General features: G+C 60.6%; 25 protein-coding genes and 1 pseudogene. 17 read left to right on the forward strand and 9 right to left on the reverse strand.

Annotated features, from left to right (window positions below; all coding sequences use genetic code 11):
• Nucleotides 1-127 precede the first annotated feature (127 nt).
• From rplO to rplQ, 7 genes are all read left to right on the forward strand, one after another.
• On the forward strand, nucleotides 128-601 hold the full coding sequence (gene rplO, locus ACR0D8_RS17105; protein WP_475157806.1) for a 50S ribosomal protein L15: 474 nt from the start codon (nucleotides 128-130) through the stop codon (nucleotides 599-601).
• Between the two features lie 109 nt (nucleotides 602-710).
• Nucleotides 711-2,075, forward strand: a complete 1,365-nt coding sequence (gene secY, locus ACR0D8_RS17110) for a preprotein translocase subunit SecY (protein ID WP_475157807.1) — start codon at nucleotides 711-713, stop codon at nucleotides 2,073-2,075.
• Nucleotides 2,072-2,716: an adenylate kinase gene (locus tag ACR0D8_RS17115; protein WP_480648294.1), complete on the forward strand. Its 645-nt coding sequence runs from the start codon at nucleotides 2,072-2,074 to the stop codon at nucleotides 2,714-2,716. The genes secY and ACR0D8_RS17115 overlap by 4 nt, the downstream gene beginning before the upstream one ends.
• A 201-nt stretch (nucleotides 2,717-2,917) precedes the next feature.
• A complete protein-coding gene (rpsM, locus tag ACR0D8_RS17120) occupies nucleotides 2,918-3,286 on the forward strand; it encodes a 30S ribosomal protein S13 (RefSeq protein WP_008757392.1) in 369 nt (122 codons plus the stop codon).
• Nucleotides 3,287-3,301: 15 nt separating this feature from the next.
• A complete protein-coding gene (rpsK, locus tag ACR0D8_RS17125; RefSeq protein WP_008757289.1) occupies nucleotides 3,302-3,691 on the forward strand; it encodes a 30S ribosomal protein S11 in 390 nt (129 codons plus the stop codon).
• 115 nt (nucleotides 3,692-3,806) lie between these two features.
• Entirely contained in the window at nucleotides 3,807-4,823 is a 1,017-nt protein-coding gene (locus ACR0D8_RS17130) for a DNA-directed RNA polymerase subunit alpha (RefSeq protein WP_058272456.1), read from the forward strand.
• Between the two features lie 118 nt (nucleotides 4,824-4,941).
• Entirely contained in the window at nucleotides 4,942-5,364 is a 423-nt protein-coding gene (gene rplQ / locus ACR0D8_RS17135) for a 50S ribosomal protein L17 (RefSeq protein ID WP_475157810.1), read from the forward strand.
• 82 nt (nucleotides 5,365-5,446) lie between these two features.
• Here the strand turns inward: rplQ and budA are convergent, their stop codons facing one another.
• Nucleotides 5,447-6,235 carry an acetolactate decarboxylase gene (gene budA, locus ACR0D8_RS17140; protein WP_480648296.1) on the reverse strand — a complete coding sequence of 263 codons (789 nt, stop codon included), beginning with the start codon at nucleotides 6,233-6,235 and terminating at the stop codon, nucleotides 5,447-5,449.
• Between the two features lie 155 nt (nucleotides 6,236-6,390).
• On the opposite strand from budA, the gene ACR0D8_RS17145 reads away from it, so the two are divergent.
• The 10 genes from ACR0D8_RS17145 to ACR0D8_RS17190 all read left to right on the forward strand — a co-directional run bounded on the left by ACR0D8_RS17145 (nucleotide 6,391) and on the right by ACR0D8_RS17190 (nucleotide 17,243).
• On the forward strand, nucleotides 6,391-7,770 hold the full coding sequence (locus tag ACR0D8_RS17145) for a trypsin-like peptidase domain-containing protein (protein ID WP_480648298.1): 1,380 nt from the start codon (nucleotides 6,391-6,393) through the stop codon (nucleotides 7,768-7,770).
• 4 nt (nucleotides 7,771-7,774) lie between these two features.
• Nucleotides 7,775-9,085 carry a replication-associated recombination protein A gene (locus ACR0D8_RS17150; RefSeq protein ID WP_480648300.1) on the forward strand — a complete coding sequence of 437 codons (1,311 nt, stop codon included), beginning with the start codon at nucleotides 7,775-7,777 and terminating at the stop codon, nucleotides 9,083-9,085.
• 75 nt (nucleotides 9,086-9,160) lie between these two features.
• Nucleotides 9,161-9,967, forward strand: coding sequence for a crotonase/enoyl-CoA hydratase family protein (locus ACR0D8_RS17155; RefSeq protein WP_480648302.1), 807 nt, complete (start codon nucleotides 9,161-9,163; stop codon nucleotides 9,965-9,967).
• A 120-nt stretch (nucleotides 9,968-10,087) separates the two neighbouring features.
• Complete coding sequence (locus ACR0D8_RS17160; protein ID WP_480648304.1) at nucleotides 10,088-11,131, forward strand: RluA family pseudouridine synthase; 1,044 nt, start codon at nucleotides 10,088-10,090, stop codon at nucleotides 11,129-11,131.
• Complete coding sequence (locus tag ACR0D8_RS17165; protein ID WP_480648306.1) at nucleotides 11,128-11,799, forward strand: HAD-IA family hydrolase; 672 nt, start codon at nucleotides 11,128-11,130, stop codon at nucleotides 11,797-11,799. Before ACR0D8_RS17160 ends, ACR0D8_RS17165 begins: the two co-directional genes overlap by 4 nt.
• 4 nt (nucleotides 11,800-11,803) lie before the next feature.
• Nucleotides 11,804-12,511 carry an ATP12 family chaperone protein gene (locus ACR0D8_RS17170; protein WP_480648308.1) on the forward strand — a complete coding sequence of 236 codons (708 nt, stop codon included), beginning with the start codon at nucleotides 11,804-11,806 and terminating at the stop codon, nucleotides 12,509-12,511.
• Nucleotides 12,512-12,719: 208 nt separating this feature from the next.
• Nucleotides 12,720-13,736 carry an amino acid ABC transporter substrate-binding protein gene (locus ACR0D8_RS17175; RefSeq protein WP_480648310.1) on the forward strand — a complete coding sequence of 339 codons (1,017 nt, stop codon included), beginning with the start codon at nucleotides 12,720-12,722 and terminating at the stop codon, nucleotides 13,734-13,736.
• A 128-nt stretch (nucleotides 13,737-13,864) separates the two neighbouring features.
• Nucleotides 13,865-15,133 carry an amino acid ABC transporter permease gene (locus ACR0D8_RS17180; RefSeq protein WP_480648312.1) on the forward strand — a complete coding sequence of 423 codons (1,269 nt, stop codon included), beginning with the start codon at nucleotides 13,865-13,867 and terminating at the stop codon, nucleotides 15,131-15,133.
• Between the two features lies 1 nt (nucleotide 15,134).
• Nucleotides 15,135-16,439, forward strand: a complete 1,305-nt coding sequence (locus ACR0D8_RS17185; RefSeq protein ID WP_475157820.1) for an amino acid ABC transporter permease — start codon at nucleotides 15,135-15,137, stop codon at nucleotides 16,437-16,439.
• 12 nt (nucleotides 16,440-16,451) lie between these two features.
• The gene (locus tag ACR0D8_RS17190; RefSeq protein WP_475157821.1) at nucleotides 16,452-17,243 is read left to right on the forward strand and encodes an amino acid ABC transporter ATP-binding protein; all 792 of its coding nucleotides are present in this window, start codon (nucleotides 16,452-16,454) and stop codon (nucleotides 17,241-17,243) included.
• Nucleotides 17,244-17,289: 46 nt separating this feature from the next.
• Here ACR0D8_RS17190 and ACR0D8_RS17195 read toward each other — a convergent pair whose 3' ends face one another.
• The 8 genes and pseudogenes from ACR0D8_RS17195 to yidC all read right to left on the reverse strand — a co-directional run bounded on the left by ACR0D8_RS17195 (nucleotide 17,290) and on the right by yidC (nucleotide 22,979).
• On the reverse strand, nucleotides 17,290-17,787 hold the full coding sequence (locus tag ACR0D8_RS17195; protein WP_480648315.1) for a SixA phosphatase family protein: 498 nt from the start codon (nucleotides 17,785-17,787) through the stop codon (nucleotides 17,290-17,292).
• The gene (locus tag ACR0D8_RS17200) at nucleotides 17,784-18,470 is read right to left on the reverse strand and encodes a ferredoxin (protein WP_480648317.1); all 687 of its coding nucleotides are present in this window, start codon (nucleotides 18,468-18,470) and stop codon (nucleotides 17,784-17,786) included. The genes ACR0D8_RS17195 and ACR0D8_RS17200 overlap by 4 nt, the downstream gene beginning before the upstream one ends.
• A 21-nt stretch (nucleotides 18,471-18,491) precedes the next feature.
• Complete coding sequence (gene argB, locus ACR0D8_RS17205) at nucleotides 18,492-19,355, reverse strand: acetylglutamate kinase (RefSeq protein WP_480648319.1); 864 nt, start codon at nucleotides 19,353-19,355, stop codon at nucleotides 18,492-18,494.
• 104 nt (nucleotides 19,356-19,459) lie between these two features.
• Nucleotides 19,460-19,675: pseudogene (locus tag ACR0D8_RS17210) on the reverse strand (PepSY-associated TM helix domain-containing protein); the annotation flags it as partial.
• Nucleotides 19,620-19,769, reverse strand: a complete 150-nt coding sequence (locus ACR0D8_RS17215) for a hypothetical protein (protein WP_480648321.1) — start codon at nucleotides 19,767-19,769, stop codon at nucleotides 19,620-19,622. The pseudogene ACR0D8_RS17210 and the gene ACR0D8_RS17215, both read right to left, overlap by 56 nt.
• Entirely contained in the window at nucleotides 19,766-20,419 is a 654-nt protein-coding gene (gene yihA / locus ACR0D8_RS17220; protein WP_475157827.1) for a ribosome biogenesis GTP-binding protein YihA/YsxC, read from the reverse strand. Before yihA ends, ACR0D8_RS17215 begins: the two co-directional genes overlap by 4 nt.
• Entirely contained in the window at nucleotides 20,416-21,153 is a 738-nt protein-coding gene (locus ACR0D8_RS17225; protein WP_480648323.1) for an MOSC domain-containing protein, read from the reverse strand. The genes yihA and ACR0D8_RS17225 overlap by 4 nt, the downstream gene beginning before the upstream one ends.
• Nucleotides 21,150-22,979, reverse strand: coding sequence for a membrane protein insertase YidC (yidC, locus tag ACR0D8_RS17230; RefSeq protein ID WP_480648325.1), 1,830 nt, complete (start codon nucleotides 22,977-22,979; stop codon nucleotides 21,150-21,152). The genes ACR0D8_RS17225 and yidC overlap by 4 nt, the downstream gene beginning before the upstream one ends.
• Nucleotides 22,980-23,070 lie beyond the last annotated feature (91 nt).

A 23,070-nucleotide genomic window follows, 5' to 3' on the forward strand; every position in this document is an offset into this window, starting at 1 on the left:
GGCTTGCCAATGCGGTCTCATGCGCCTATACGCCTGCGGTGGCCTTGTGGCCACGAGAATCAAAACCAAGAAATGCCGTGTTTGGCCCATCACGCTTCGGGGTCATATCCGGCTTAGGAGAAGCGACATGAAACTGAACGAACTGCGCGACAATCCCGGCGCCAACCCCAAACGCACCCGCGTTGGCCGTGGCCCCGGTTCCGGCAAAGGTAAAATGGGTGGCCGTGGTATCAAAGGCCAGAAATCCCGTTCGGGTGTGGCCATCAATGGCTACGAAGGCGGCCAGATGCCGCTGTATCAGCGCCTGCCCAAGCGTGGCTTCAACAAGCCGAACCGCAAGGAATTCGCCGTTATCAACCTGGGCCTGATCCAGAAATTCGTCGACGCCGGCAAGCTGGACGTCAAGGCAGCGATCACCGAGGATGCTCTGGTTGCCTCCGGTCTGGTCCGTCGTAAGCTGGACGGTATCCGCGTTCTTGCCAAGGGCGAAATCAGCGCCAAAGTGAACCTGGAAGTGACAGGTGCTTCGAAAGCTGCCGTAGAGGCAGTTGAAAAAGCGGGCGGTTCACTGACGGTCACAAAAGCTGCTGCGGCAGAGTAAGCGCTTGTGAGCGGGCCAAGACCCGCTTACATAGACCTCAGAGTTTTCCAAGACGCCGTCCGAGCCGGAAAACGGTTCCGGGCGGCGTTTCCATAAGAGAGACCGATTTATGGTATCAGCAGCAGAACAAATGGCAGCCAACACAAGCTGGGCTGCCCTTGGCAAAGCCACCGATCTGCGCAACCGCATCCTGTTCACGCTGGGCTTGCTGATCGTCTATCGTCTGGGCACCTTCATTCCGGTGCCGGGGATCGACGGGCAGGCATTGCGCGAGTTCATGGAGCAGGCGGGGCAGGGCATCGGCGGCATGGTTTCGATGTTCACCGGCGGGGCGCTGGGGCGGATGGGTATCTTTGCCCTCGGCATCATGCCTTACATCTCGGCCTCGATCATCGTGCAGCTGCTGACATCCATGGTTCCCGCGCTTGAGCAGCTCAAGAAAGAGGGTGAGCAGGGGCGCAAGAAGATCAACCAGTACACTCGGTTCGGTACCGTGGCTCTGGCCACTGTTCAGGCCTATGGTCTGGCCGTTTCACTGGAATCGGGCGATCTGGCGACCGATCCGGGCATGTTCTTCCGCCTGTCGACCATGATCACGCTGGTTGGCGGCACCATGTTCCTGATGTGGCTGGGTGAACAGATCACCGCGCGCGGCATCGGCAACGGTATCTCCCTGATCATCTTCGTCGGTATCATTGCCGAGGTTCCGGCCGCACTGGCGCAGTTCTTTGCTTCGGGCCGCTCGGGCGCCATCAGCCCCGCCGTGATCATCGGTGTGATCGTGATGGTCATCGCGGTAATTACCTTCGTGGTCTTCATGGAACGCGCACTGCGCAAGATCCACATTCAGTACCCGCGCCGTCAGGCCGGTATGAAGATTTACGAAGGCGGCTCCAGCCACCTGCCGGTCAAGGTCAACCCCGCAGGCGTGATCCCGGCGATCTTTGCCAGCTCGCTGCTGCTGTTGCCGGTGACGATCTCGACCTTCTCGTCGGGCGCGACCAACGGTCCGGTCATGTCGTGGCTGTTGGCCAACTTTGGCCCCGGACAGCCGCTCTATCTGTTGTTCTTCGCGTCGATGATCGTGTTCTTTGCATATTTCTATACGTTCAACGTCTCGTTCAAGCCGGATGATGTGGCGGACAACCTGAAAAAGCAGAACGGTTTCGTTCCGGGCATCCGTCCGGGCAAGAAAACCGCCGAATACCTGGAATACGTGGTCAACCGCGTGCTGGTTCTGGGTGCGGCCTATCTGGCGGCGGTCTGTCTGTTGCCTGAAATCCTCCGGGGCCAGTTTGCCATCCCGTTCTATTTCGGCGGCACTTCGGTTCTGATTATCGTCTCTGTGACCATGGATACGATCCAACAGGTTCAGAGCCACCTGCTGGCGCATCAATACGAAGGGCTGATCGAAAAGTCCCAACTGCGCGGCAAGGGTAAGAAACGCGGCAGGAAGGGACCCGCTCGTCGATGAACATCATTCTTCTCGGCCCCCCGGGGGCAGGTAAAGGGACGCAGGCGCGCCACCTGGTCGAAACACGCGGCATGATCCAGCTGAGCACCGGCGACATGCTGCGCGAGGCCAAGACATCGGGCACGGAAATGGGCCAGAAGGTTGCGGCGATCATGGATGCGGGCAAGCTGGTTACCGACGAGATCGTGATCGGCCTGATCGAAGAGAAACTGACGACCCAGAAAGGCGCAGGTTTCATCTTTGACGGCTTTCCGCGCACCCTGGCGCAGGCCGACGCACTGGCTGCGCTGCTGACCAAGGTGGGCCAGTCCCTGCACACGGTGATCGAAATGCGTGTCGATGACGACGCGCTGGTGGATCGCATCACCGCACGCTCGACCTGCGCTGGATGCGGAGAGGTCTATAACGACAAGACCAAGCCGATCCCGGCGGATGGCAAATGCACCAACTGCGGCAAGGAAAATGACTTCGTCCGTCGCGCAGACGACAACGAAGACAGCCTGCGCACGCGTCTGATGGAATACTACAAGAAGACCTCGCCGCTGATCGGCTATTACTACGCCAAGGGCGATCTGCGTCCGGTGAACGGACTGGCGGATATCGGCGAAGTGACCGCCTCGATCGAAGCGATTCTGGGCTGACTTGAGGTTGGGGCTTGACGGCCCCAGCAAAAGCCCATATCGACCCACATCCCTATGGGAATCACTACCGCGTGCGGGATTCGTCCCCTGCGCCCCGACTACCTCGTACAAATGCTGGGCCCTCTGGCGTCACTGCCACGGTCAGGTGTTGTGAAAAAAGGTTCCGGAGCTACGGAACCGCAACAAAAAGGAAAGTGACACGTGGCACGTATTGCCGGCGTAAACATCCCGACTGCAAAGCGGGTACCAATCGCCCTCACATATATCACCGGTATCGGAAACACCTCGGCCAAAGCGATCTGCGAAGCCGTAGGCATTGAAGCGCATCGTCGCGTCAACGAACTGTCCGACGCCGAAGTTCTGGCCATCCGCGAGCACATCGACGCGAACTTCACCGTCGAAGGTGACCTGCGTCGTGAAGTTCAGATGAACGTCAAGCGTCTGATGGACCTGGGCTGCTATCGCGGTCTGCGTCACCGCCGCAACCTGCCGGTTCGCGGTCAGCGTACCCACACCAATGCCCGCACCCGCAAAGGCCCCGCAAAGGCCATTGCCGGTAAGAAGAAATAAGGGAGGGTCTGACTGATGGCACGTGACAAGACTCGCGTTAAGCGCAAAGAGCGCAAGAACATTGCGTCGGGCGTCGCCCATGTGAACTCGACCTTCAACAACACCAAGATCCTGATCTCGGACGTACAGGGCAACGCCATCTCGTGGTCGTCTGCCGGTACCATGGGCTTCAAGGGATCGCGGAAATCGACCCCCTACGCCGCTCAGATGGCTGCAGAAGATGCAGGTAAAAAGGCGCAGGAACATGGCGTCAAGACGCTGGAAGTCGAAGTTCAGGGCCCCGGATCGGGTCGTGAATCGGCTCTGCGCGCGCTGGCTGCAGTGGGCTTCAACATCACGTCGATCCGCGACGTGACGCCGATCGCTCACAACGGCTGCCGCCCGCCGAAGCGCCGCCGCGTCTAAGCGATTTTGAATTGAGCTGGGGCCAGTGTTTTTGCACGGCCCCAGCACGTCATTTTGAACCTCGGGCGTCTGCACCTTGTTGGTCATGGGGCGCGGACAGGAATGGAGGGATTACATGATCCACAAGAATTGGGCAGAATTGATCAAGCCGACCCAGCTTGACGGCAAGCCGGGCAACGACCCTGCACGTCAGGCAACCTTGGTTGCGGAACCGCTGGAGCGTGGCTTTGGTCTGACCCTGGGCAACGCGCTGCGCCGCGTTCTGATGAGCTCGCTGCAAGGCGCGGCCATCACCAGCGTTCAGATCGACAACGTCCTGCACGAGTTCTCCTCGGTCGCAGGCGTACGTGAAGATGTCACCGACATCATCCTGAACCTCAAGCAGGTCGCCTTGCGCATGGAAGTCGAAGGCCCCAAGCGCCTGTCGATCAATGCCAAAGGCCCCGCTGTCGTCACCGCAGGTGACATCAGCGAAAGCGCCGGCATCGAGGTTCTGAACCGCGATCACGTCATCTGCCACCTTGACGATGGCGCTGACCTGTTCATGGAACTGACCGTCAACACCGGCAAGGGCTATGTCTCGGCTGAGAAGAACAAGCCGGAAGATGCGCCTATCGGCCTGATCCCGATCGACGCGATCTATTCGCCGGTCAAGAAGGTTGCCTATGACGTTCAGCCGACCCGTGAAGGTCAGGTTCTGGACTATGACAAGCTGACGCTGAAGATCGAAACCGATGGTTCGATCACGCCGGAAGACGCGCTGGCCTTTGCCGCCCGTATCCTGCAGGACCAGCTGTCGATCTTCGTCAACTTCGACGAGCCCGAAGCGGCTGGTCGTCAGGACGAGGACGATGGTCTGGAGTTCAACCCGCTGCTGCTGAAGAAAGTGGACGAGCTGGAACTGTCGGTCCGTTCGGCAAACTGCCTGAAGAACGACAACATCGTCTATATCGGCGACCTGATCCAGAAAACCGAAGCCGAGATGCTGCGCACCCCGAACTTCGGCCGCAAGTCGCTGAACGAGATCAAGGAAGTGCTGTCCGGTATGGGTCTGCACCTCGGCATGGATGTCGAGGACTGGCCGCCCGACAACATCGAAGATCTGGCGAAGAAATTCGAAGACGCGTTCTAAGCGCGTCTTCCCCAATGCCCGGGTTTCCGGGGACAAAATGGGCACTTCCGCCCCAAGGAGAGCCGGTGACACGCATCGCCGGCCAGACAAAGCAAAACGCGAAAGAAGGAACTAGAAAATGCGTCACGCACGTGGTTACCGCCGCCTGAACCGTACTCATGAGCACCGCAAGGCGCTGTTTGCGAACATGGCTGGCTCGCTCATCGAGCATGAGCAGATCAAAACAACTCTGCCCAAGGCAAAAGAACTGCGCCCGGTCATCGAAAAGCTGATCACCCTGGGCAAGCGCGGCGACCTGCACGCCCGTCGTCAGGCCGCTTCGCAGCTGAAGGAAGACAAGGACGTCGCCAAGCTGTTCGAAGTTCTGGGTCCCCGCTATGCCGAGCGTCAGGGCGGTTATGTCCGCATCCTGAAGGCGGGTTTCCGCTATGGCGACATGGCCCCGATGGCGATCATCGAATTCGTTGATCGTGACGTCGACGCCAAAGGCGCGGCCGACAAGGCCCGCGTTGCCGCCGAAGAGGCCGCAGACGAAGAATAAGAAAGCCCGGCTTTCTGAATTTGACCCCCGCGTCCCGGACGCGGGGGTTTTTTGTTGAAAACGAAAGTTGGCCGCGGTGGTTTTAGTCGCCTTCCGCTTTGTGAATGTTGTCTTCCGACGCTCCGGCGGACAGATTAGCGTCGGAAAAGGCGCGGGTTTCCGGCAGTTCCAGATGTAAGGCCGATGTGTGGTCAATTTCTACCCGCCCGCCAGCCAGAGTGTAGTCCAGCACATGCCCTCCGGTACTACGGTCCTCGGAAATGAAATGCAGGTGATAACCGGGAACTCCGATCCCCACGGCATAGTCGGGGCACCGAAACCCAAGAATCGTACCGACCGCATCGTCCAGTTCAAACTCGGCCTGCGTTTTCACGACTTCCAGCAATGGCTTGTAGGGGCGTTCCTGCCGCAAGACGTTCCGATAACTGATATGCTTGATCTGACCCGTGAAACAGACGGCATAGAACAGGTTCTTCTCTGCCGCCAGCGCGTCCAATTTCGACTCAAAGCCCTGTTTGCCGGTTTCGGCACTGAGTTCAAAGGATACCGTTGGCCGAAAGTTGATGACTGCCGCATAAGGGGTCAAATCGGTATCGCTTGCTCTATTGGCTTTGCCTTCACCGTCCAGCCGGTAGGCAACCCCATTTAGAACGATCATCTCGCCATCCAATGCGTTGAACGTGCCCAGCCCAAAATCGCCATGCTCAAGCAGTTCTCCAATTGAAAGGGTGCCGTCATAGACCCCCTGCATGATCGCGCTGAGCAGTGAGGCCTGGTAATACTCGTGTGCATTGCTGTCAGCGTTCAGGTGTCCGGCCTGCTGGTGGCTGGCGACTGCAGTTGCAAAGGTCAATTCCCGGTCCTGATGCATGAGATGCTCTCCCTCGGGTTCAATGGCATTGTGGTCAATAAGGGGCATCCTACGCGATTGAGCCCGGGTAGGGTACTGCGCGGGCGGCGGGATCTCTTGCAATCTGGTCCGCAGCCCCGCATATCCATCTGGCAAAATAGACGGAGGGGCGTTTAATGCTGCGGATCCTGTTTTCCCTGTTATTGCTGACGGGCGCAGCCAGCGCGGAAACGCGCGTGCCCACATCGCAAGCCGAGATCAGCCTTGGTTTTGCGCCTGTGGTCAAAGAGGCGTCGCCGGCGGTGGTCAATATCTATGCCAAGATCGTGCGACAGGGGCGCGCCAATCCGTTTTTCTCGGATCCGTTCTTTCAGGACTTTTTCGGCCGTGGATTTAGCGAGCCGCGCCCGCGGGTGCAGAATTCGCTGGGGTCCGGCGTGATCCTGTCCGAAAACGGCTATATGGTCTCGAATTACCATGTGGTCGGCACCGCCACTGAAATTCGCGTGGTGACAACCGACCGCCGCGAATACTCCGCCCGGGTGGTTCTGGGCGACAAGGAAAGCGACATTGCCATTCTGCGACTGGAAGGGGCCAGCGACCTGCCCTATCTGCGGCTGCGCGATTCCGATCATGTTGAGGTGGGCGAACTGGCGCTGGCCATCGGCAATCCGTTCGGGGTGGGGCAGACGGTTTCATCCGGCATCATCTCCGGGCTGGCGCGGTCCGGGACGGCCACCGGCAATGCGCGGGGATATTTCATTCAGACCGACGCGGCGATCAATCCCGGCAATTCGGGCGGGGCGCTGATCGATGTGAATGGCGATCTGATCGGGATCAACACCTCGATCCTGACCCGTTCGGGCGGGTCGAACGGTATCGGCTTTGCCATTCCCGCCAATCTGGTGGCCGAGTTCCTGCGCCAGGCTCAGGATGGCAATAACAGTTTCGTCAGCCCCTGGGCCGGGATGGCCGGCCAGCACATGAGCGCGGATATCGCCGAGTCGCTGGGTCTGGTGATTCCGCTGGGCGTTGTGATTTCGGACCTGCACCCGCTCAGCCCGCTGGCCGATGCCGGGCTGCGTGTGGGCGACGTCGTGACCCATGTCGACGGGGATGAGGTCAACTCTCCGGCCGAGATGAAATTCCGCATGTCTGTGGCAGGGGTCGGCGGCAGTTCGGTGGTGACCCGGCTGCGCGGGGGCGAGCGGTCGGACGTCACCGTCGCGCTTGTCAGGGCCCCGGAAACACCGGCGGCCGAGAAAACAACGCTGGACGACCGGACCGTGATGCCGGGCCTGACGGTATCGCGCGTCAATCCGGCGGTGATTGCGAAAATGGGGCTGTTGCTGTCGCAGACAGGCGTCGTCGTGGTGGATGCCGGACCCTATGGCGGCCGTTCGGGGTTGCGTGCCGGGGATGTGGTCAACAGCATCAACGGCAGACAGGTTGAGCGGCCCGACGATGTTGTTGAGGCCCTCACCGAGCCAGGGCGCAGAATAAACCTGAATATCCTCAGAGGCGGGCGGTCCGTGTCCCTGCGGTTCCGGCTGTGACCAGGTGAGCGACCTGTTCGACACCGGGGCGGCTGAGCCCGCAGCACCAGCGCATCGCCCGCTGGCAGACCGGTTGCGACCGCAATCGCTGTCCGAGGTGATCGGTCAGGAACAGGTCCTGGGTCCGGATGCACCGCTGGGGGTTATGCTGGCCTCGGGCAGCCTGTCCAGCCTTGTGTTCTGGGGACCGCCGGGGGTGGGGAAAACCACCATCGCGCGGCTGCTGGCGCAGGAAACCGACCTGCATTTCGTTCAGATCAGCGCGATCTTCACCGGCGTGCCGGATCTGAAGAAAGTGTTCGAGGCGGCCAAGATCCGGCGCCAGAACGGGCAGGGCACGCTGCTGTTCGTCGACGAAATTCACCGGTTCAACAAGGCCCAGCAGGATGGGTTCCTGCCCCATATGGAGGACGGAACGATCCTGCTGGTCGGGGCCACAACCGAAAACCCGTCCTTTGAACTGAATGCTGCTGTGCTCAGCCGGGCCCAGGTGCTGGTGCTGGAACGGCTCGACCTGAGCGACCTTGAGCGGCTGACCCAACGGGCCGAAAAGGAACTGGACCGCGCGCTGCCGCTGACCGGCGCGGCGCGCGAAGCGCTTCAGGAAATGGCAGATGGAGACGGGCGGGCGCTATTGAACCTGATCGAACAGATCGCGGCGTGGAAGGTCGATGCGCCGCTGGACCCCGATGCTCTGTCGACGCGTCTGATGCGCCGCGCGGCAAAATACGACAAGTCGGGGGATGAGCATTACAATCTGATCTCGGCCTTGCACAAATCGGTACGTGGGTCCGATCCCGATGCGGCGCTCTATTGGTTTGCGCGGATGCTGACGGGGGGCGAGGACCCCCGCTATCTGGCACGGCGGATCACGCGGATGGCGGTTGAGGATATCGGGCTGGCCGATCCGCAGGCTCAGGCGATCTGTCTGCAATCCTGGCAAACTTATGAACGGCTGGGTTCCCCCGAGGGCGAACTGGCGCTGGCGCAGGCGCTGGTCTATCTGGCGCTGGCCCCGAAATCGAACGGGGCTTACATGGGCTTCAAAGCTGCGATGCGTCTGGCCAAAAAATCGGGCAGCGAACCGCCGCCCAAACATATTTTGAACGCGCCGACCTCGCTCATGAAAGATCAGGGGTATGGGGCGGGCTATGCCTATGATCATGATGCCGAGGACGGGTTTTCGGGCCAGAACTATTTCCCTGACGGCATGAAGCGGCCCGATCTGTACCAGCCCGTCGAACGCGGGTTCGAGCGTGAGCTAAAAAAGCGGCTGGAGTATTTCGCCCGGCTGCGGTCCCAGCGAAACGGCTGAGTTCCGCAGCGTCAGAGGCGACAGGCGGCACTTTTCAGGTTTCCCTTGGGGCACAGCAGCCGAGGGAGGAATCGCATGACCGTGTCAATCGACAAGACCGAGGATGTTTGGACCATCATCCACGACCGGCCAGAAGCCCGCAACGCGGTGGATACCGAGCATGCCGAAGCGCTGGCCGCGGCGTTTCTGGAGTTCGAGCGCAGCCCGGCCAAAGCGGCGGTGTTCTGGGGAAAAGGTGGCAATTTCTGCGCCGGATGGGATCTGAAACTGGCCGCGACTCTGTCAGACCCGGAATTGCGCGAACCCTATCTGGAGCGGCTCGCCTTCCCAATCGGTGCAGCCCCGTCAACCCTTGCCCCGATGGGGCCGTCGCGGCTGGAGCTGTCCAAACCGGTGATTGGCGCGATCGAAGGTGCCGCCGTCGCGGGCGGAATGGAGCTGGCCCTGTGGTGCGACATCCGGGTCATGGCCGAAACCGCCTATCTGGGTGTCTATTGCCGGCGCTGGGGCATCACGTTGATGGATGGCGGCACGGTGCGCCTGCCGCGCCTGGTTGGGCAGGGCAAAGCGCTGGAGATCGCCCTGACCGGACGCAAGGTCGAAGCCGAAGAGTGTTTTCACATTGGTCTGGCCGAAAAGGTCGTGCCCCACGGTGACGCCCGCGCGGCGGCTGAGGCGATGGCGCATGAGATCGCCCGCTTTCCGCAAGAGGCGGTGCGCGCCGATCGCCGTTCGATCATCGAAACACGCGGTATGTCGGTGCGCGATGCGCTGAAGGTCGAATGGGCGAACGGGCTGGATGCGATCCGTCGCGAGGGCACCGCCGGGGCGGGGCGTTTTCGTGACGGGGCAGGGCGGCACGGGGACTTTTCCGACATCTGACCGGGCGGCTGTGCCGGCTTGACTCTTGCGCTGTGGCGCGCCACAGACGCGCATGTTTTCTTGGGCACTTACAGACACGCAAATCGCGCGGACAACCCGTGCGACGCAGGGGAAATCGGCATGAGCGGCGTACAGATGATCACCGTGGCGGAAGGTGACGGCGACCAGCGTCTGGATCGCTGGCTACGCCGTCTGTTTCCCCATGTCAGCCAGGGCCGCATCGAGAAGATGTGCCGCAAGGGTGAATTGCGTGTTGAAGGGGGTCGGGTAAAAGCCTCGACGCGGCTTGAGGCCGGTCAGGTGGTGCGGGTGCCGCCGCTGCCGGATGCCGATCACAAGCCTGTTGAGGTCAAACGGCGAATATCGGACGCCGACGCCAAAATGATCCAGTCCTGCGTGATCTATCGCGACGATCACGTTCTGGCGCTTAACAAACCGCACGGCTTGCCGGTACAGGGCGGCAGCGGCCAGACCCGCCATGTGGACAGCCTGTCCGAAGCGCTGCGGTTTGGCTATGACGAAAACCCCCGCCTTGTGCATCGTCTGGACAAGGATACCTCGGGCGTTCTGCTGATGGCCCGGACGCGCGAGGCGGCCAAGGGGCTGACCGCCGCATTCCGCCACCGCGACACGCGCAAGATCTACTGGGCGCTGGTGGCGGGGGTGCCTACGCCTTATCTGGGCGAGATCAAGACCGGGCTGGTCAAGGCCCCCGGTCATGGCAAGCAGGGTGAGGGCGAAAAGATGGTCGCCGTGCATCTGAATGAGATTGACGACACACCCGGTGCCAAGCGGGCGCATACCCTGTATGCGACGCTCTACCGGGTGGCGGGTCGCGCCGCATGGGTAGCGATGGAGCCGATTACCGGCCGAACCCACCAGTTGCGGGCACATATGGCGGCTATCGGTCATCCGATTATCGGAGACGGCAAGTACGGCGGCTCGGGTCAGGAAAATCTTGGCGATGGCTGGGGCGCGCAACTGGGCGGGATCATCAGCAAGAAGCTGCATCTGCACGCGCAGCAGGCCACGTTTGAACACCCGCTGACCCGCAAGACTGTGACCGTTTCTGCGCCCTTGCCCGATCACATGAAACACAGCTGGGATACGTTTGGATGGACCGAGGATCTGGCCGCCGATGATCCTTTTGAGGCCCTGCAATGAGCGCACCCCTGCGTCTGGTGCTGTTCGATGTCGATGGAACTCTGGTAGATAGTCAGGCCAGCATCGTCGCCGCCATGACCGCCAGTTTCGACGCGCTGATGCTGCCGGTTCCGGACCGTCAGGCGATCCTGTCGATTGTGGGCCTGTCGCTGCCCAACGCGATGGCGCAGCTGGTGCCCCGGCTGTCCGAGGCGGATCAGCATCGTCTGGTCGAGGGTTACAAACAGGCTTATCACGCGCAACGTCTGGATCAGGGGGTAGCAAACTCGCCGCTGTATCCGGGTGCAAGGGACGTGATCGAGGCGCTGCATGCCGTGCCAGAGGTGCTGTTGGGCGTTGCAACCGGCAAGTCCAAACGCGGTCTGGATGCGTTGATCGAGGCGCACGGGCTGGATCACTACTTCGTCACGCGGCAGGTCGCGGATCACCACCCGTCGAAGCCGCACCCATCGATGATCGACACCGCGCGGGCGGAAACCGGGGTGGCCGCAGCCAGCACGGTTATGATCGGCGACACTCGGTTCGACATCGATATGGCCCGCGCCGCCGGAGTGGCGGGCATCGGCGTGACATGGGGCTATCACGACCGGTCGGCTCTGAGCGCGGCGGCCCACGTAATCGAAACCTTTGACCAGTTGCCGCGCGCGCTGGAGGAAATCTGGACCTGAAGACATGAGCGACTGGAAACCGAAGCGATTTTGGACCGACAGCGCGGTGGTCGCAACCGACGGCGGATTCACGGTCGAACTGGATGGCCGCCGTGTGAAAACACCGGCCAAGGCCGCATTGATACTGCCGACACGCGCCATGGCGGAAGAGGTCGCCGCAGAGTGGGATGCGCAGGACAAAGAGGTCGACCCGACCTCGATGCCCTTCACCCGTTCGGCGAATGCCGCGATCGACAAGGTCCGCCATCAGCACGCCGAAGTTGCAGACATGCTGGCCGATTACGGCGATTCGGACCTGTTGTGCTATCGCGCGACACACCCGCAGGAGTTGCAGCGGCGGCAGGCAGAGCAATGGGACTCCGCCCTGGATTGGGCTGCGGATACCTTTTCGGTCCGGCTGACCCCCGTTGCCGGGGTCCAGCACCACCCGCAGCCTGAAAGCGCCCTGTCGGCTCTGCGGCAACGGGTCCACGGCTTCAGTGACTTTCAGCTGGCCGCTTTCCACGATCTCGTCAGCCTCTCCGGCTCGCTGATCCTTGGGTTTGCGGCGGCGCAAAACTGGCGCAGCGCCGACGAGATCTGGCAGATTTCCCGGCTCGATGAGTTTTGGCAGATCGAACAATGGGGTCACGACGACGAGGCCCACGCGCTGGCCGAAGGCAAAAAGGCGGCTTTCCTGCACGCTAAACGGTTCTACGATATCTCGGTTTGAGCCCTTAAAGCCTGATTTTCGGAACCTGAAAGAGTCATCTCATGATTGACTCATCGTTTTCCCTGATCCGACCCTTGACGTTTGTTTATGAATGCGACCAAACTCGTGCTCACTAAAGGGGAGACACCTTTGGGGAAACCTTTCTGGTGCCAGAGGTGCCGGACAGAACCGTCCTGTGACAGGGGCGGAGAATCAGGAAGAGGTAAAAATGAAAAAATCCGTAATCTTGGGCGTGGCAACAGTTGCCGGTCTGGCTGCAGGCGCTGCCGTGGCGGGAACTGTGGACGACGTCAAGGCCCGCGGTAAGCTGAACTGCGGTGTGACCACCGGTCTGGTCGGCTTTGCCGCGCCCGACGCGAATGGCGAATGGAAAGGCTTTGACGTGGCTGTATGCCGTGCCGTCGCCGCCGCCGTTCTGGGCGACGCCAACGCTGTCGAATTCGTTCCGACAACCGGCAAGACGCGCTTTACCGCGCTGGCCTCGGGCGAGATCGACATGCTGGCCCGCAACACCACCTGGACGTTCAGCCGCGATGTCGACCTGAAGTTCGAATTTGTCGGCGTGAACTACTATGACGGTCAGGGCTTCATGGTTCCCAAGGCGCTGGGCGTCAGCTCGGCCAAGGAACTGGACGGCGCAACCGTCTGCATCCAGACCGGCACCACTACCGAGCTGAACCTGGCGGACTTCTTCCGCTCGAACAACATCAGCTACGAGCCGGTTCCGATCGAAACCAACGCCGAAGCACAACAGCAGTATCTGGCTGGTGCCTGTGACGTGTACACCACCGACGCATCGGGCCTGGCCGCGACCCGCGCCACGTTCGAAGATCCGTCGGCTCACGTCCTGCTGCCCGAAATCATCTCGAAAGAGCCGCTGGGCCCGCTGGTCCGTCACGGCGATCACGAGTGGGGCGACGTTGTCCGCTGGACGCTGAACGCGCTGATCTCGGCAGAAGAGCTGGGCGTGACCTCGGCCAATATCGACGAGATGGCAGCCGGCACCGACAACCCCGAAGTGAACCGTCTGCTGGGCGCTGAAGGTACGCTGGGTGAGATGCTGGGTCTGGACGCCCAGTGGGCCATGCGCGCCGTCAAGGCGGGTGGCAACTACGGCGAAGTGTTTGCCCAGAACATCGGTGAGGAAACCCCGATCGGTCTGGCGCGCGGCCTGAACGCGCAGTGGACCGATGGCGGCCTGCTGTACTCGCCGCCGTTCCGCTAAAATCCACGGAAAAGGGCGCGGGGCAACCTGCGCCCTTTTTCCATCCATAAGAAACACGCCCGGAGAGTTCTGAGCAGAGACAAACTCTGCCTACAAAAAACCGGGATGCACGGGGATTTACATAGGTCATGACGACTCTCACTGACCCGCCGAAGGAGCAGTTCCGGCTGTCCATGCTCCTTTACGATACGCGGTACCGATCTGCGACCATTCAGGTCATCGCACTCATCGGTTTCATGCTTCTGGCAGCCTGGATCATTTCCAACACAATTCAGAACCTCGAGGCTCTGGGCAAACCGGTCGAGTTTGGCTTTTTCGGGGAACCGGCAAGCTATGACATCAACCAGCGCTTGCTGGAGTATACCTCGCGCGACAGCCACCTGCGGGCGGCCTTCATCGGGCTGCTGAACACACTGGTTGTGGCGGTTCTGGGTTGCATCACAGCGACAATCGTCGGTGTTCTGGTCGGCGTTCTGCGCTTGTCCAACAACTGGCTGGTCGCACGGATCATGACTGTTTACGTCGAAATGTTCCGCAACGTGCCGGTTCTGCTGTGGATCGTTCTTGCAATGGCCATTCTGATCGAAGGTCTGCCAGCACCTAACGCATTCCGGGGCGATAACCCGACAGCTACGATGGATTTGTTCAATTCTGTCGCTGTCACTAATCGCGGTGTGTATATCCCCGAGTTCCTGTTTTCCCGCAGTCTGGGCGACATTCACCTGTTCGGCACGTCGAGCCTGCGGTTTGATGTTTCGCTGGACCTGATCGCGGTCCTGATCGTGCTGTGTGGCAGCATCTTCGCCATGCGCAAGGTTTCGGCCTGGGCCGCAGCCAAGCAAGAGGCGACAGGTGACCGTCCGAAAATCTGGCACATCCAGCTGGGCATTCTGTTCGTTCCGATGCTGATCCTGCTGAGCGTTCTGGGCTTCCACCTTGGCTACCCTGAACTAAAGGGCTTCAACTTCAGGGGCGGGACGCATATGCGCAACTCGCTGATTGCGCTGTGGCTGGCCTTGTCGCTGTATACGGCAGCCTTCATCGCCGAGATCGTCCGCGCGGGCATTCTGGCCATCTCGAAAGGTCAGACCGAGGCCGCATCTGCGCTGGGCCTGCGCCCGGGTCGCACCATGCGTCTGGTGATCCTGCCCCAGGCGCTGCGGGTGATCATCCCGCCGATGATCTCGAACTATCTGAACCTGACCAAGAACTCGTCGCTGGCGATTGCGGTCGGATATATGGACATCACGGGAACCCTGGGCGGCATCACCATGAACCAGACCGGCCGCGAGCTGGAATGCGTTTTGCTGCTGATGCTGGTCTATCTGGCCATCTCGCTGAGCATTTCGGCGGTGATGAACTGGTACAACAACCGTGTCAAACTGGTGGAGCGGTAATATGAGTGATGTTTCATTTGTCCGCACGGAAATGCTGCCGGAACAGGCGCCGCCTGCGTCCGAAGTTGGCTTAGTCGGCTGGGTAAGACACAACCTGTTTTCTGGCTGGTTCAATACCATTCTGACGGTAATCTCGCTCTATGCGATCTGGTACGTCCTGTCGGGTGTTTTGCCCTGGATCTTCCAGTCGGTCTGGAATGCGAACTCGCTGAATGAATGCCGCGAGATCATGATGGCCACCTGGGGATCGACCCATGGCCACGCCTGTTGGGCCGTGATCAATGACCGCTGGCTGCAGTTGCTGTTCGGGTTCTACCCGAGCCACCTGTACTGGCGGCCGATCCTGTCGCTGCTGCTTCTGCTGGTGGCATTGGCGCCGGTTCTGTACTCGGACCGGTTTCCGACGAAAATGCTGATCTTCACCGCGATCTACCCGTTCCTGATGCCGTTCCTGATGTGGGGCGGTACCATTTGGGGGCCAATTTCAGCGGCACTGGGATTTGTTGTCGGCTGGGGTGTTTACACGGTCGTCAGCAAGCAGCTGAGCGAATTGTTCGGGATGATTGGCGCGGCTGTGGCGGCGTTGATCTGGTGGCTGGTGCTGTCCAGCTACTTCACCGGTGCAATGGATGCGATCCTGCCGATTGGCATCGAAGCGGTTGAAAGCCGTCAGTTCGGCGGCTTCATGCTGGCGATCCTGCTGGGCGTCGTGGCCATCGGTGTTTCACTGCCCATCGGTATCGTGCTGGCGCTGGGCCGTCAGTCGGACCTGCTGATCGTCAAATACCTGTGCGTGGGCTTTATCGAGTTCATTCGCGGCGTGCCGCTGATCACCCTGCTGTTCGTGGCATCGCTGCTGCTGAACCTGTTCCTGCCGCCGGGCACCAACTTTGACATCATCCTGCGGGTGATGATCATGATGACCCTGTTCTCGGCTGCCTACATGGCCGAGGTGATCCGGGGTGGTCTGGCTGCCCTGCCACGGGGTCAGTATGAAGGTGCCGACAGTCTCGGCCTGAACTACTGGCAGGCACAGCGACTGATCATCATGCCGCAAGCCCTGAAAATCTCAATTCCGGGCATCGTGAGCACATTCATCGGGATCTTCAAGGATACGACGCTGGTGTCGATCATCGGGCTGTTCGACGTGATCGGACTGGCATCCGCCATCCGCGCCGACACCGCCTGGAACGGCATCTACTGGGAACTGTTCGCGTTTATCGCGGCGCTGTTCTTCGTCGTCTGCTTCTCCATGTCCCGTTATTCCATGTATCTGGAGCGCAAGCTTCAGACTGGCCACCGTTAAGGAGTTCAACACATGTCTGAACTTGCAATTGAACGCGAAATCGACCGCTCGAAGATGCAGGTGAGCGACGAGGTCGCCATCGAAATCAACAACATGAACAAGTGGTACGGGTCTTTCCACGTGCTGCGCGACATCAATCTGACCGTCAATCAGGGCGAGCGGATCGTTATCGCGGGGCCGTCGGGGTCGGGCAAGTCCACCCTGATCCGCTGCCTGAACGCGCTGGAGGAACATCAGCAGGGCACGATCATCGTGGACGGGACCGAGCTGTCGAATGACCTCAAGAACATCGACAAGATCCGGTCCGAGGTTGGCATGGTGTTCCAGCACTTCAACCTGTTCCCGCACCTGACCATTCTGGAGAACTGCACGCTGGCCCCGATCTGGGTGCGCAAGACGCCCAAGAAAGAGGCGGAAGAGCGCGCGATGCATTTCCTGGAAAAGGTGAAGATCCCCGAGCAGGCCGACAAGTATCCAGGCCAGCTTTCGGGTGGTCAGCAGCAGCGTGTGGCGATTGCCCGCTCGCTCTGCATGATGCCCCGGATCATGTTGTTCGATGAACCGACCTCGGCGCTGGACCCTGAGATGATCAAAGAGGTGCTCGACACCATGATCGAACTGGCCGAGGAAGGCATGACCATGCTCTGCGTGACGCACGAGATGGGCTTCGCCCGTCAGGTCGCCAACCGCGTGATCTTTATGGACGCCGGTCAGATCGTGGAGCAGAACGAACCCGAAGAGTTCTTCAACAATCCGCAAAGCGAACGGACTAAGCTGTTCCTGAGCCAGATTCTGGGGCACTGATCCCGGTCACGAAACCAATGAAGGCGGGGCAGGTCCCCGCCTTTTTCTATTCCAGCAACTCGCGTGGAATGACAAAACCCTGAACAGTGCCACTGTGCCATCGAATGTCCGCCCAGTCGTCGATTTCAAAGCGGATCACCGTTGTCGCGCAGGTGGGATAGTCATGAAACCGGGCGTGCGCGGGTGCCTGTCGCACAATCTGGTTGGCAAAGAATGCGATGCCGGGGTTATGGCCCAGCATCAGAACCGTCTGCCCGGTCGCCCCGGTCAGCACGGTCAGTATCCCCGTGGGGTCCGCGTGATAAAGCGCGCGGTGAAAGCCCACTGTGTCGGCAGTCAGGCCCATCCGCTCCCAGGTTTCGCGCGTTCGGGCCGAACTTGAGCTCAGAACCTCATCCGGCAACCAGTCGTTTTCGCGCAACCATGCCGCTATCGCCAGGGCCGATCTGCGCCCGCGTTTGTTCAGGGGCCGATCGTGATCGCTGGCCGCGGGGCTGCTCCAACTGGATTTGGCGTGCCGGGTCAGGATCAGGGTGCGGGTCATGACGGGTGAAACGCTTTCATGTGATGCGCGGACTGCTCCGGGTCGCGCCCGGCGCCCCGGCTGAGCGGACAAGACAGCCGCACCAGACAGCCGCCGGTCATGCAGGTTTGCCCTTCGGAGGTGGACAGGTGGCGGTGGCAGGCATCGACGTTATAGAAGCTTTGCGTATTCAGCGCACCCACCGGGCAGGCCCGGGCGCACGGGGCCGGGCACTTGGCGCATGGAGAGGTGCATTGAGGTTCAGGGATCGCGAATTCCTCGTCGAAATGCAGCGCCCCGCGGAATGAGATCATCATGCCGACCGTATCGTGCACCAAAGCCCCCACCGGACTGCTGAAGGTGCGGCCTGATTTCAGCGCCCAGTCGATGAATGGCGCATAGGGCGGGCCGCCAAAGGGGAAATGGGCGTCGGCGGCCAGATCCTGCGCCATTTTACCAATCACCCGCAACGACCAGCGATCCACAGGATCGTCGCCGCCCCATTCAGGCGCGGATTTCAGTGTGGGCCAGAATTCCGGTCCCGCACCCAGCAGGATCAGGGTTCCACCGTCCAGCTGTTTGGCATCCGCACGTCGCGGATGCAGCGCGCCCATGAGGATCAGACCGGCACGCTGAGCCGCCCCTTGAACAAGATCGTAGGTTCCGGATGCGGCGGCAGAGAAGGGCGGGGCTTGTCCGGTCATGTCCTCTCGGCCCTCCGGGGTTCAATCGGGCCGGATCAGCGACCCGGCACCGTGTTCTGTAAACAGTTCCAGCAATACGGCATTGGGTGCACGCCCGTCCAGAATGACAACGGCCCGAACACCGCTGTGCAGCGCGTCCAGCGCGGTTTCGGTCTTGGGGATCATCCCGCCTGCAATCGTGCCGTCCAGCGTCATCTCGCGGATCTGGCCGGCCTTCAGCTCGGTCACGACCTCTCCGGCCGCGTTCTTGACGCCCGAAACATCGGTCAGCAGCAACAGGCGGTCGGCTTTCAGCGCCGAGGCAATTGCTCCGGCTGCGGTGTCGCCATTGACATTGAACGTCTCGCCCTCGCGGCCTGCACCCAAAGGCGCAATGACCGGGATCACATCATGCGCAAACAGATCGTGCAGGATTTTCGGGTTCATTTCCGCAGGCGAGCCGACAAAGCCCAGAGACGGGTCGGTCTGATCGCAGGTCATCAGATTCGCATCCTTGCCCGACAGGCCGACAGCAGAGCCGCCCTGACCGTTGATCGCCTGAACGATGCGCTTGTTCACAAGCCCGGACAGGACCATTTCAACCACTTCGACAGTGGGCTTGTCGGTGACCCGTTTGCCATTCACGAACTCAGACCGGATGTCCAGTTTGTCGAGCATTGCGTTGATCATCGGACCACCGCCATGCACGATCACCGGGTTCACTCCGACCTGACGCATCAGGACGACGTCGCGGGCAAAGCTTTCCATCGCCTCATCACTGCCCATGGCGTGCCCGCCCAGCTTGATGACAACAATGGCCCCGTCATAGCGCTGCAGATAGGGCAGGGCGCTGTTCAAGGTGGCGGCGGAGGCGATCCAATCCCGGTTCATGTCTCTTGTCTTCATGGCTGCTGTCCCTCTGGGACACCGTGTTAGGACCTTTGAGGGGTGCTGCCAAGACCGGATCGCTGAAACCCGTGTTCCAAAGGGGCCGCACCCTGCCAGGGAGCGACCGGGACGGCGATCTTTTCCCTATCGCGACCGTCGAACTGGGTGATGAACATCATCATCAGGCCAGAGACAGCCAGAATGATCAGGAAGGGGATCACAAATATTCCCGTGTAGAAATGCCACCGCCACGCGGCGAAGTAGAATTTTTGCGCAGCAGTGTTATTGCTCGACCGTGCCTTCACCGGTGCAAAGAACCAGCAGGACTTTGCCGTCATTGCCCATCGCCGGCATCCAGCCCTGCGGTATGGCGCCGGTCAGCAACAGCGCCAGCGTTGTCAGCAAAGTGAAGAAGCGCAGCGGCAGGGTCATTCCAGATGGGCGACGATCGAGCGCAGCGTCGGTATCCCGTCGCCCTTTTCAGATGAGGTCAGAACGATTTCAGGAAAGGCCGCCGGATGTTTCGACAACGCCCCGCGCACCTGGTCCAGAACCTTCGCACGATCATTGGCCTTCACCTTGTCGGCCTTGGTCATCACGCACTGAAACGTCACGGCGCTGGTATCCAGCAGCTTCATGATCTCGGCATCGACGGGTTTGACCCCATGGCGTGAATCGATCAGGACAAAGGCGCGACGCAGGGTCTGACGTCCGCTCAGATACTGTTTCAGCAGCCGCTGCCACTTTTCCACCACCTTGACCGGCGCGTTGGCATAGCCATAGCCGGGCAGGTCCACCAGATACAGGTCGGGGCCCTGGGTGAAAAAGTTGATCTCTTGCGTGCGGCCCGGCGTGTTCGACGCACGTGCCAGCCCCTTGGTGCCGGTCAGCGCGTTGATCAGGCTGGACTTGCCCACGTTGGAACGGCCGGCAAAACAGACCTCCAGCCGGTCGGGCGCGGGCAGGCCGTCCATGGCCACCACACCTTTGACAAACTCAGACGGACCCGCGAACAGCTTGCGGCCACGCTCAAGCGCGGCATCGTCGGGATGTTCTGCCAGAGGGAAGGGAAGGGTGCTCATATCAGATATACCTTGTCACCGACCGAGATCGCACCGCCGCGGACAACCTCGGTATAGACGCCGAAATCCTGATGGCCCCATGTTTCGAGCGCGCCAAGCGTATCGGCATCGCGCGCGCCGGTTTCCGGATTGGCCGTCGTCGCCAGACACCGGGTGATGCGTTCGCGCACATGGAACACGGCCTCGCCGATCTGGACCTCACGGCCAAGCCAGTCGAACTCTTCCCACAGGGGGTGGCCATCGAACCAGATGTTGCCGCGCCAGCGGTGAATGGACAGGTCCTGACTCAGCTTTTGCCCAACAGCGCGGTGAGACGCCATGTTGCACAGGCTGATCGACGGGAAATCGCTGTCGGTCATTCCCCTGCCCGGTGCCCGGATGATCCGGGCCGAGGCGGCCCGATCCGCGGGCATCAGGGGCTTAACCCAATCCAGAAACGCCTGTGTTTCGCTGTCGGGATCAAAGGTCAGGTCCGGGCGTTCCGGATGGCTTAACGTCAGCGTTTCGCCGTTCAGCCGCGCCGAAATCGCCATCAACTGCGGCGCTTTCGCACCCCGGCTGAAATTGGCGCAAGGGACCCATTCCGAGCCATCAGCCTTGGACGCCTCATGCGCGACCGCCCAAACGCGATCCCCGGGCATGGTCTGCCCGGGGGTCACGGTTACGGTATCTACGGCTTCGCGACCATGGCTTTTGATCGGGTGCCGCCAAAGCTGGGTCACTTCAGCAGTCATTTATCATCCGTTTTTGGCGTACGCTTGAAGCCGGATTTAATGTTACCGAACACGTCCGGCTTATAGCCCTGACTGCGCATGATCAGGTACTGCTGCGTGAAAGTGATGGTGTTGTTCGCGATCCAGTAGACCACCAGACCGCTGGCAAAGCCGCCCAGCATGAACATGAACACCCACGGCATCCAGGCAAAGATCATCGCCTGGGTCGGGTCAGTTGGCGCCGGGTTCAGCTTTTGCTGCAGCCACATCGAGATACCCAGAAGCAGGGGCAGAATCCCGATAAAGATCAGCGCCATCAGGGTTTCAGGTTGCGGGCCGGCCCAGGGCAACAGACCAAACAGGTTCATGATCGAGGTCGGGTCGGGCGCGCTGAGGTCCTGGAACGGGCCGAACCACGGGGCCTGACGCAGTTCGATTGTGACGAAAATCACCTTGTAGAGCGAGAAGAAGATTGGGATCTGCAGCAGGATCGGCAAGCAGCCCGCGGCCGGATTTACCTTTTCCTTCTTGTACAGCTCCATCATGCCCTGCTGCATCTTCTGGCGGTCGTCGCCCGCCGCCTCTTTCAGGGCTTCCATCTGCGGCTGCAGTTCCTTCATTTTCGCCATCGAAACGTAGGATTTGAACGCCAGCGGGAACAGGATTGCCTTGATGATCAGGGTCAGGCCGATGATCGACCAGCCCATATTGCCGATCAGGGCGTTGATGTTGTGCAGCAGCCAGAAGATCGGCTTGGTCAGGAAATAGAACCAACCCCAGTCGATGCTGTCGATGAACTTCTGAACGCCTTCTTTCTGGTATTCGCGTATGGTTTCCCATTCCTTGGCACCGGCGAACAGCTGTGTGGTGACCTCTTCGGTTGCACCGGGCGCAACGGTCAGGGTCGGCAGCACCGTTTCGGTCTGGTAGATTTTGCGGCGGGCGTCGTATTTTGCGGCCGCCTTAAAGGTCGAGCCCTCGGCGGGGATCAGGGTGGTCATCCAATAGTGATCGGTGAAGCCGACCCAGCCGCCCTCTTTGACCTGAAAGACTTCTGCCTGGGCGCGTTCGTTGGGGTCGATGTCGAAATCGCGCACATCGCCATAATCGATTTCATCCAGAACACCATCGGCCATGACCATCACGCCTTCATGCAGGATGAAGAAGTTCTTCAGGCCGGGCAGGTCGCCGTCCTCGCCAATACCATGGCGGGCCAGAATGCCGTAGGGGGCCATGCCAACCTCGGCCTGGGTGGTGTTTTCGACGGATTGGGTGACGGTAAACATATAGTCATCGTCAACCGAAACGGTGCGGCGGAAGGTCAGGCCGTTGTCATTGTCCCATTTCAGGGTGACCGGGGTGTCAGGGGCCAGAGCCTCGCCGCTTTCCACAGTCCACAGCGTATTGGGTCCGGGCACGTCAGCGCCGGTCAGACCGGTTCCCGGAGCCCAGCCGTACAAAGCGTAATAGGCAGAGTCCGATCCTACCGGGGACAGCAGTTCGACGATGGGCGCACCTTTGTCGATGGAGACCTTGTAGTCCTTCAGGAACAGTTCATCGATCCGTCCGCCTGACAGCGACAGGCTGCCCTTCAGGCGAGGGGTGTCGATCTGAATGCGCGGCGCTTGTGTTTCAGGCAGTGTTTCCTCTGCAGTGGCCGTGGCTTCGCCGACGGTGCCGACATCCGAGGCGCTCGGGGTCTGAACCTCGTTGCCTTCCGTGACGCTGATCTCGGTCTGATCCGGCGCGGGGACTTGCTCGGGCGGTGGGAACAAAACGAACCACACAAGGATCACGAGAAAGCTGAGCGCGGTTGCGAGGATGAGATTCTTGTTCTGATCGTCCATCGGGGACAGCCACCTTAAGCAGTGAAACACACCCGGTGGGTTCAACAGAGTGCAGGGCCAAAGGTCAAGCGGATTCGCCCGTCATTTCGTC

Source organism: Ruegeria sp. BG10, from assembly GCF_056538575.1.

Coding starts and splice junctions, on each gene's coding strand:
- rplQ (WP_475157810.1), top strand. CDS start 4,942: ATGCGTCACGCACGTGGTTACCGCCGCCTGAACCGTACTCATGAGCAC.
- ACR0D8_RS17215 (WP_480648321.1), bottom strand. CDS start 19,769: ATGACCCTGCCGCTGCGCTTCTTCACTTTGCTGACAACGCTGGCGCTG.
- yihA (WP_475157827.1), bottom strand. CDS start 20,419: ATGAGCACCCTTCCCTTCCCTCTGGCAGAACATCCCGACGATGCCGCG.
- ACR0D8_RS17130 (WP_058272456.1), top strand. CDS start 3,807: ATGATCCACAAGAATTGGGCAGAATTGATCAAGCCGACCCAGCTTGAC.
- ACR0D8_RS17200 (WP_480648317.1), bottom strand. CDS start 18,470: ATGACCGGACAAGCCCCGCCCTTCTCTGCCGCCGCATCCGGAACCTAC.
- rplO (WP_475157806.1), top strand. CDS start 128: ATGAAACTGAACGAACTGCGCGACAATCCCGGCGCCAACCCCAAACGC.
- ACR0D8_RS17115 (WP_480648294.1), top strand. CDS start 2,072: ATGAACATCATTCTTCTCGGCCCCCCGGGGGCAGGTAAAGGGACGCAG.
- ACR0D8_RS17225 (WP_480648323.1), bottom strand. CDS start 21,153: ATGACTGCTGAAGTGACCCAGCTTTGGCGGCACCCGATCAAAAGCCAT.
- ACR0D8_RS17190 (WP_475157821.1), top strand. CDS start 16,452: ATGTCTGAACTTGCAATTGAACGCGAAATCGACCGCTCGAAGATGCAG.
- argB (WP_480648319.1), bottom strand. CDS start 19,355: ATGAAGACAAGAGACATGAACCGGGATTGGATCGCCTCCGCCGCCACC.
- ACR0D8_RS17175 (WP_480648310.1), top strand. CDS start 12,720: ATGAAAAAATCCGTAATCTTGGGCGTGGCAACAGTTGCCGGTCTGGCT.
- yidC (WP_480648325.1), bottom strand. CDS start 22,979: ATGGACGATCAGAACAAGAATCTCATCCTCGCAACCGCGCTCAGCTTT.
- ACR0D8_RS17165 (WP_480648306.1), top strand. CDS start 11,128: ATGAGCGCACCCCTGCGTCTGGTGCTGTTCGATGTCGATGGAACTCTG.
- ACR0D8_RS17155 (WP_480648302.1), top strand. CDS start 9,161: ATGACCGTGTCAATCGACAAGACCGAGGATGTTTGGACCATCATCCAC.
- ACR0D8_RS17185 (WP_475157820.1), top strand. CDS start 15,135: ATGAGTGATGTTTCATTTGTCCGCACGGAAATGCTGCCGGAACAGGCG.
- ACR0D8_RS17170 (WP_480648308.1), top strand. CDS start 11,804: ATGAGCGACTGGAAACCGAAGCGATTTTGGACCGACAGCGCGGTGGTC.
- secY (WP_475157807.1), top strand. CDS start 711: ATGGTATCAGCAGCAGAACAAATGGCAGCCAACACAAGCTGGGCTGCC.
- budA (WP_480648296.1), bottom strand. CDS start 6,235: ATGCATCAGGACCGGGAATTGACCTTTGCAACTGCAGTCGCCAGCCAC.
- ACR0D8_RS17180 (WP_480648312.1), top strand. CDS start 13,865: ATGACGACTCTCACTGACCCGCCGAAGGAGCAGTTCCGGCTGTCCATG.
- ACR0D8_RS17160 (WP_480648304.1), top strand. CDS start 10,088: ATGAGCGGCGTACAGATGATCACCGTGGCGGAAGGTGACGGCGACCAG.
- rpsK (WP_008757289.1), top strand. CDS start 3,302: ATGGCACGTGACAAGACTCGCGTTAAGCGCAAAGAGCGCAAGAACATT.
- ACR0D8_RS17145 (WP_480648298.1), top strand. CDS start 6,391: ATGCTGCGGATCCTGTTTTCCCTGTTATTGCTGACGGGCGCAGCCAGC.
- ACR0D8_RS17195 (WP_480648315.1), bottom strand. CDS start 17,787: ATGACCCGCACCCTGATCCTGACCCGGCACGCCAAATCCAGTTGGAGC.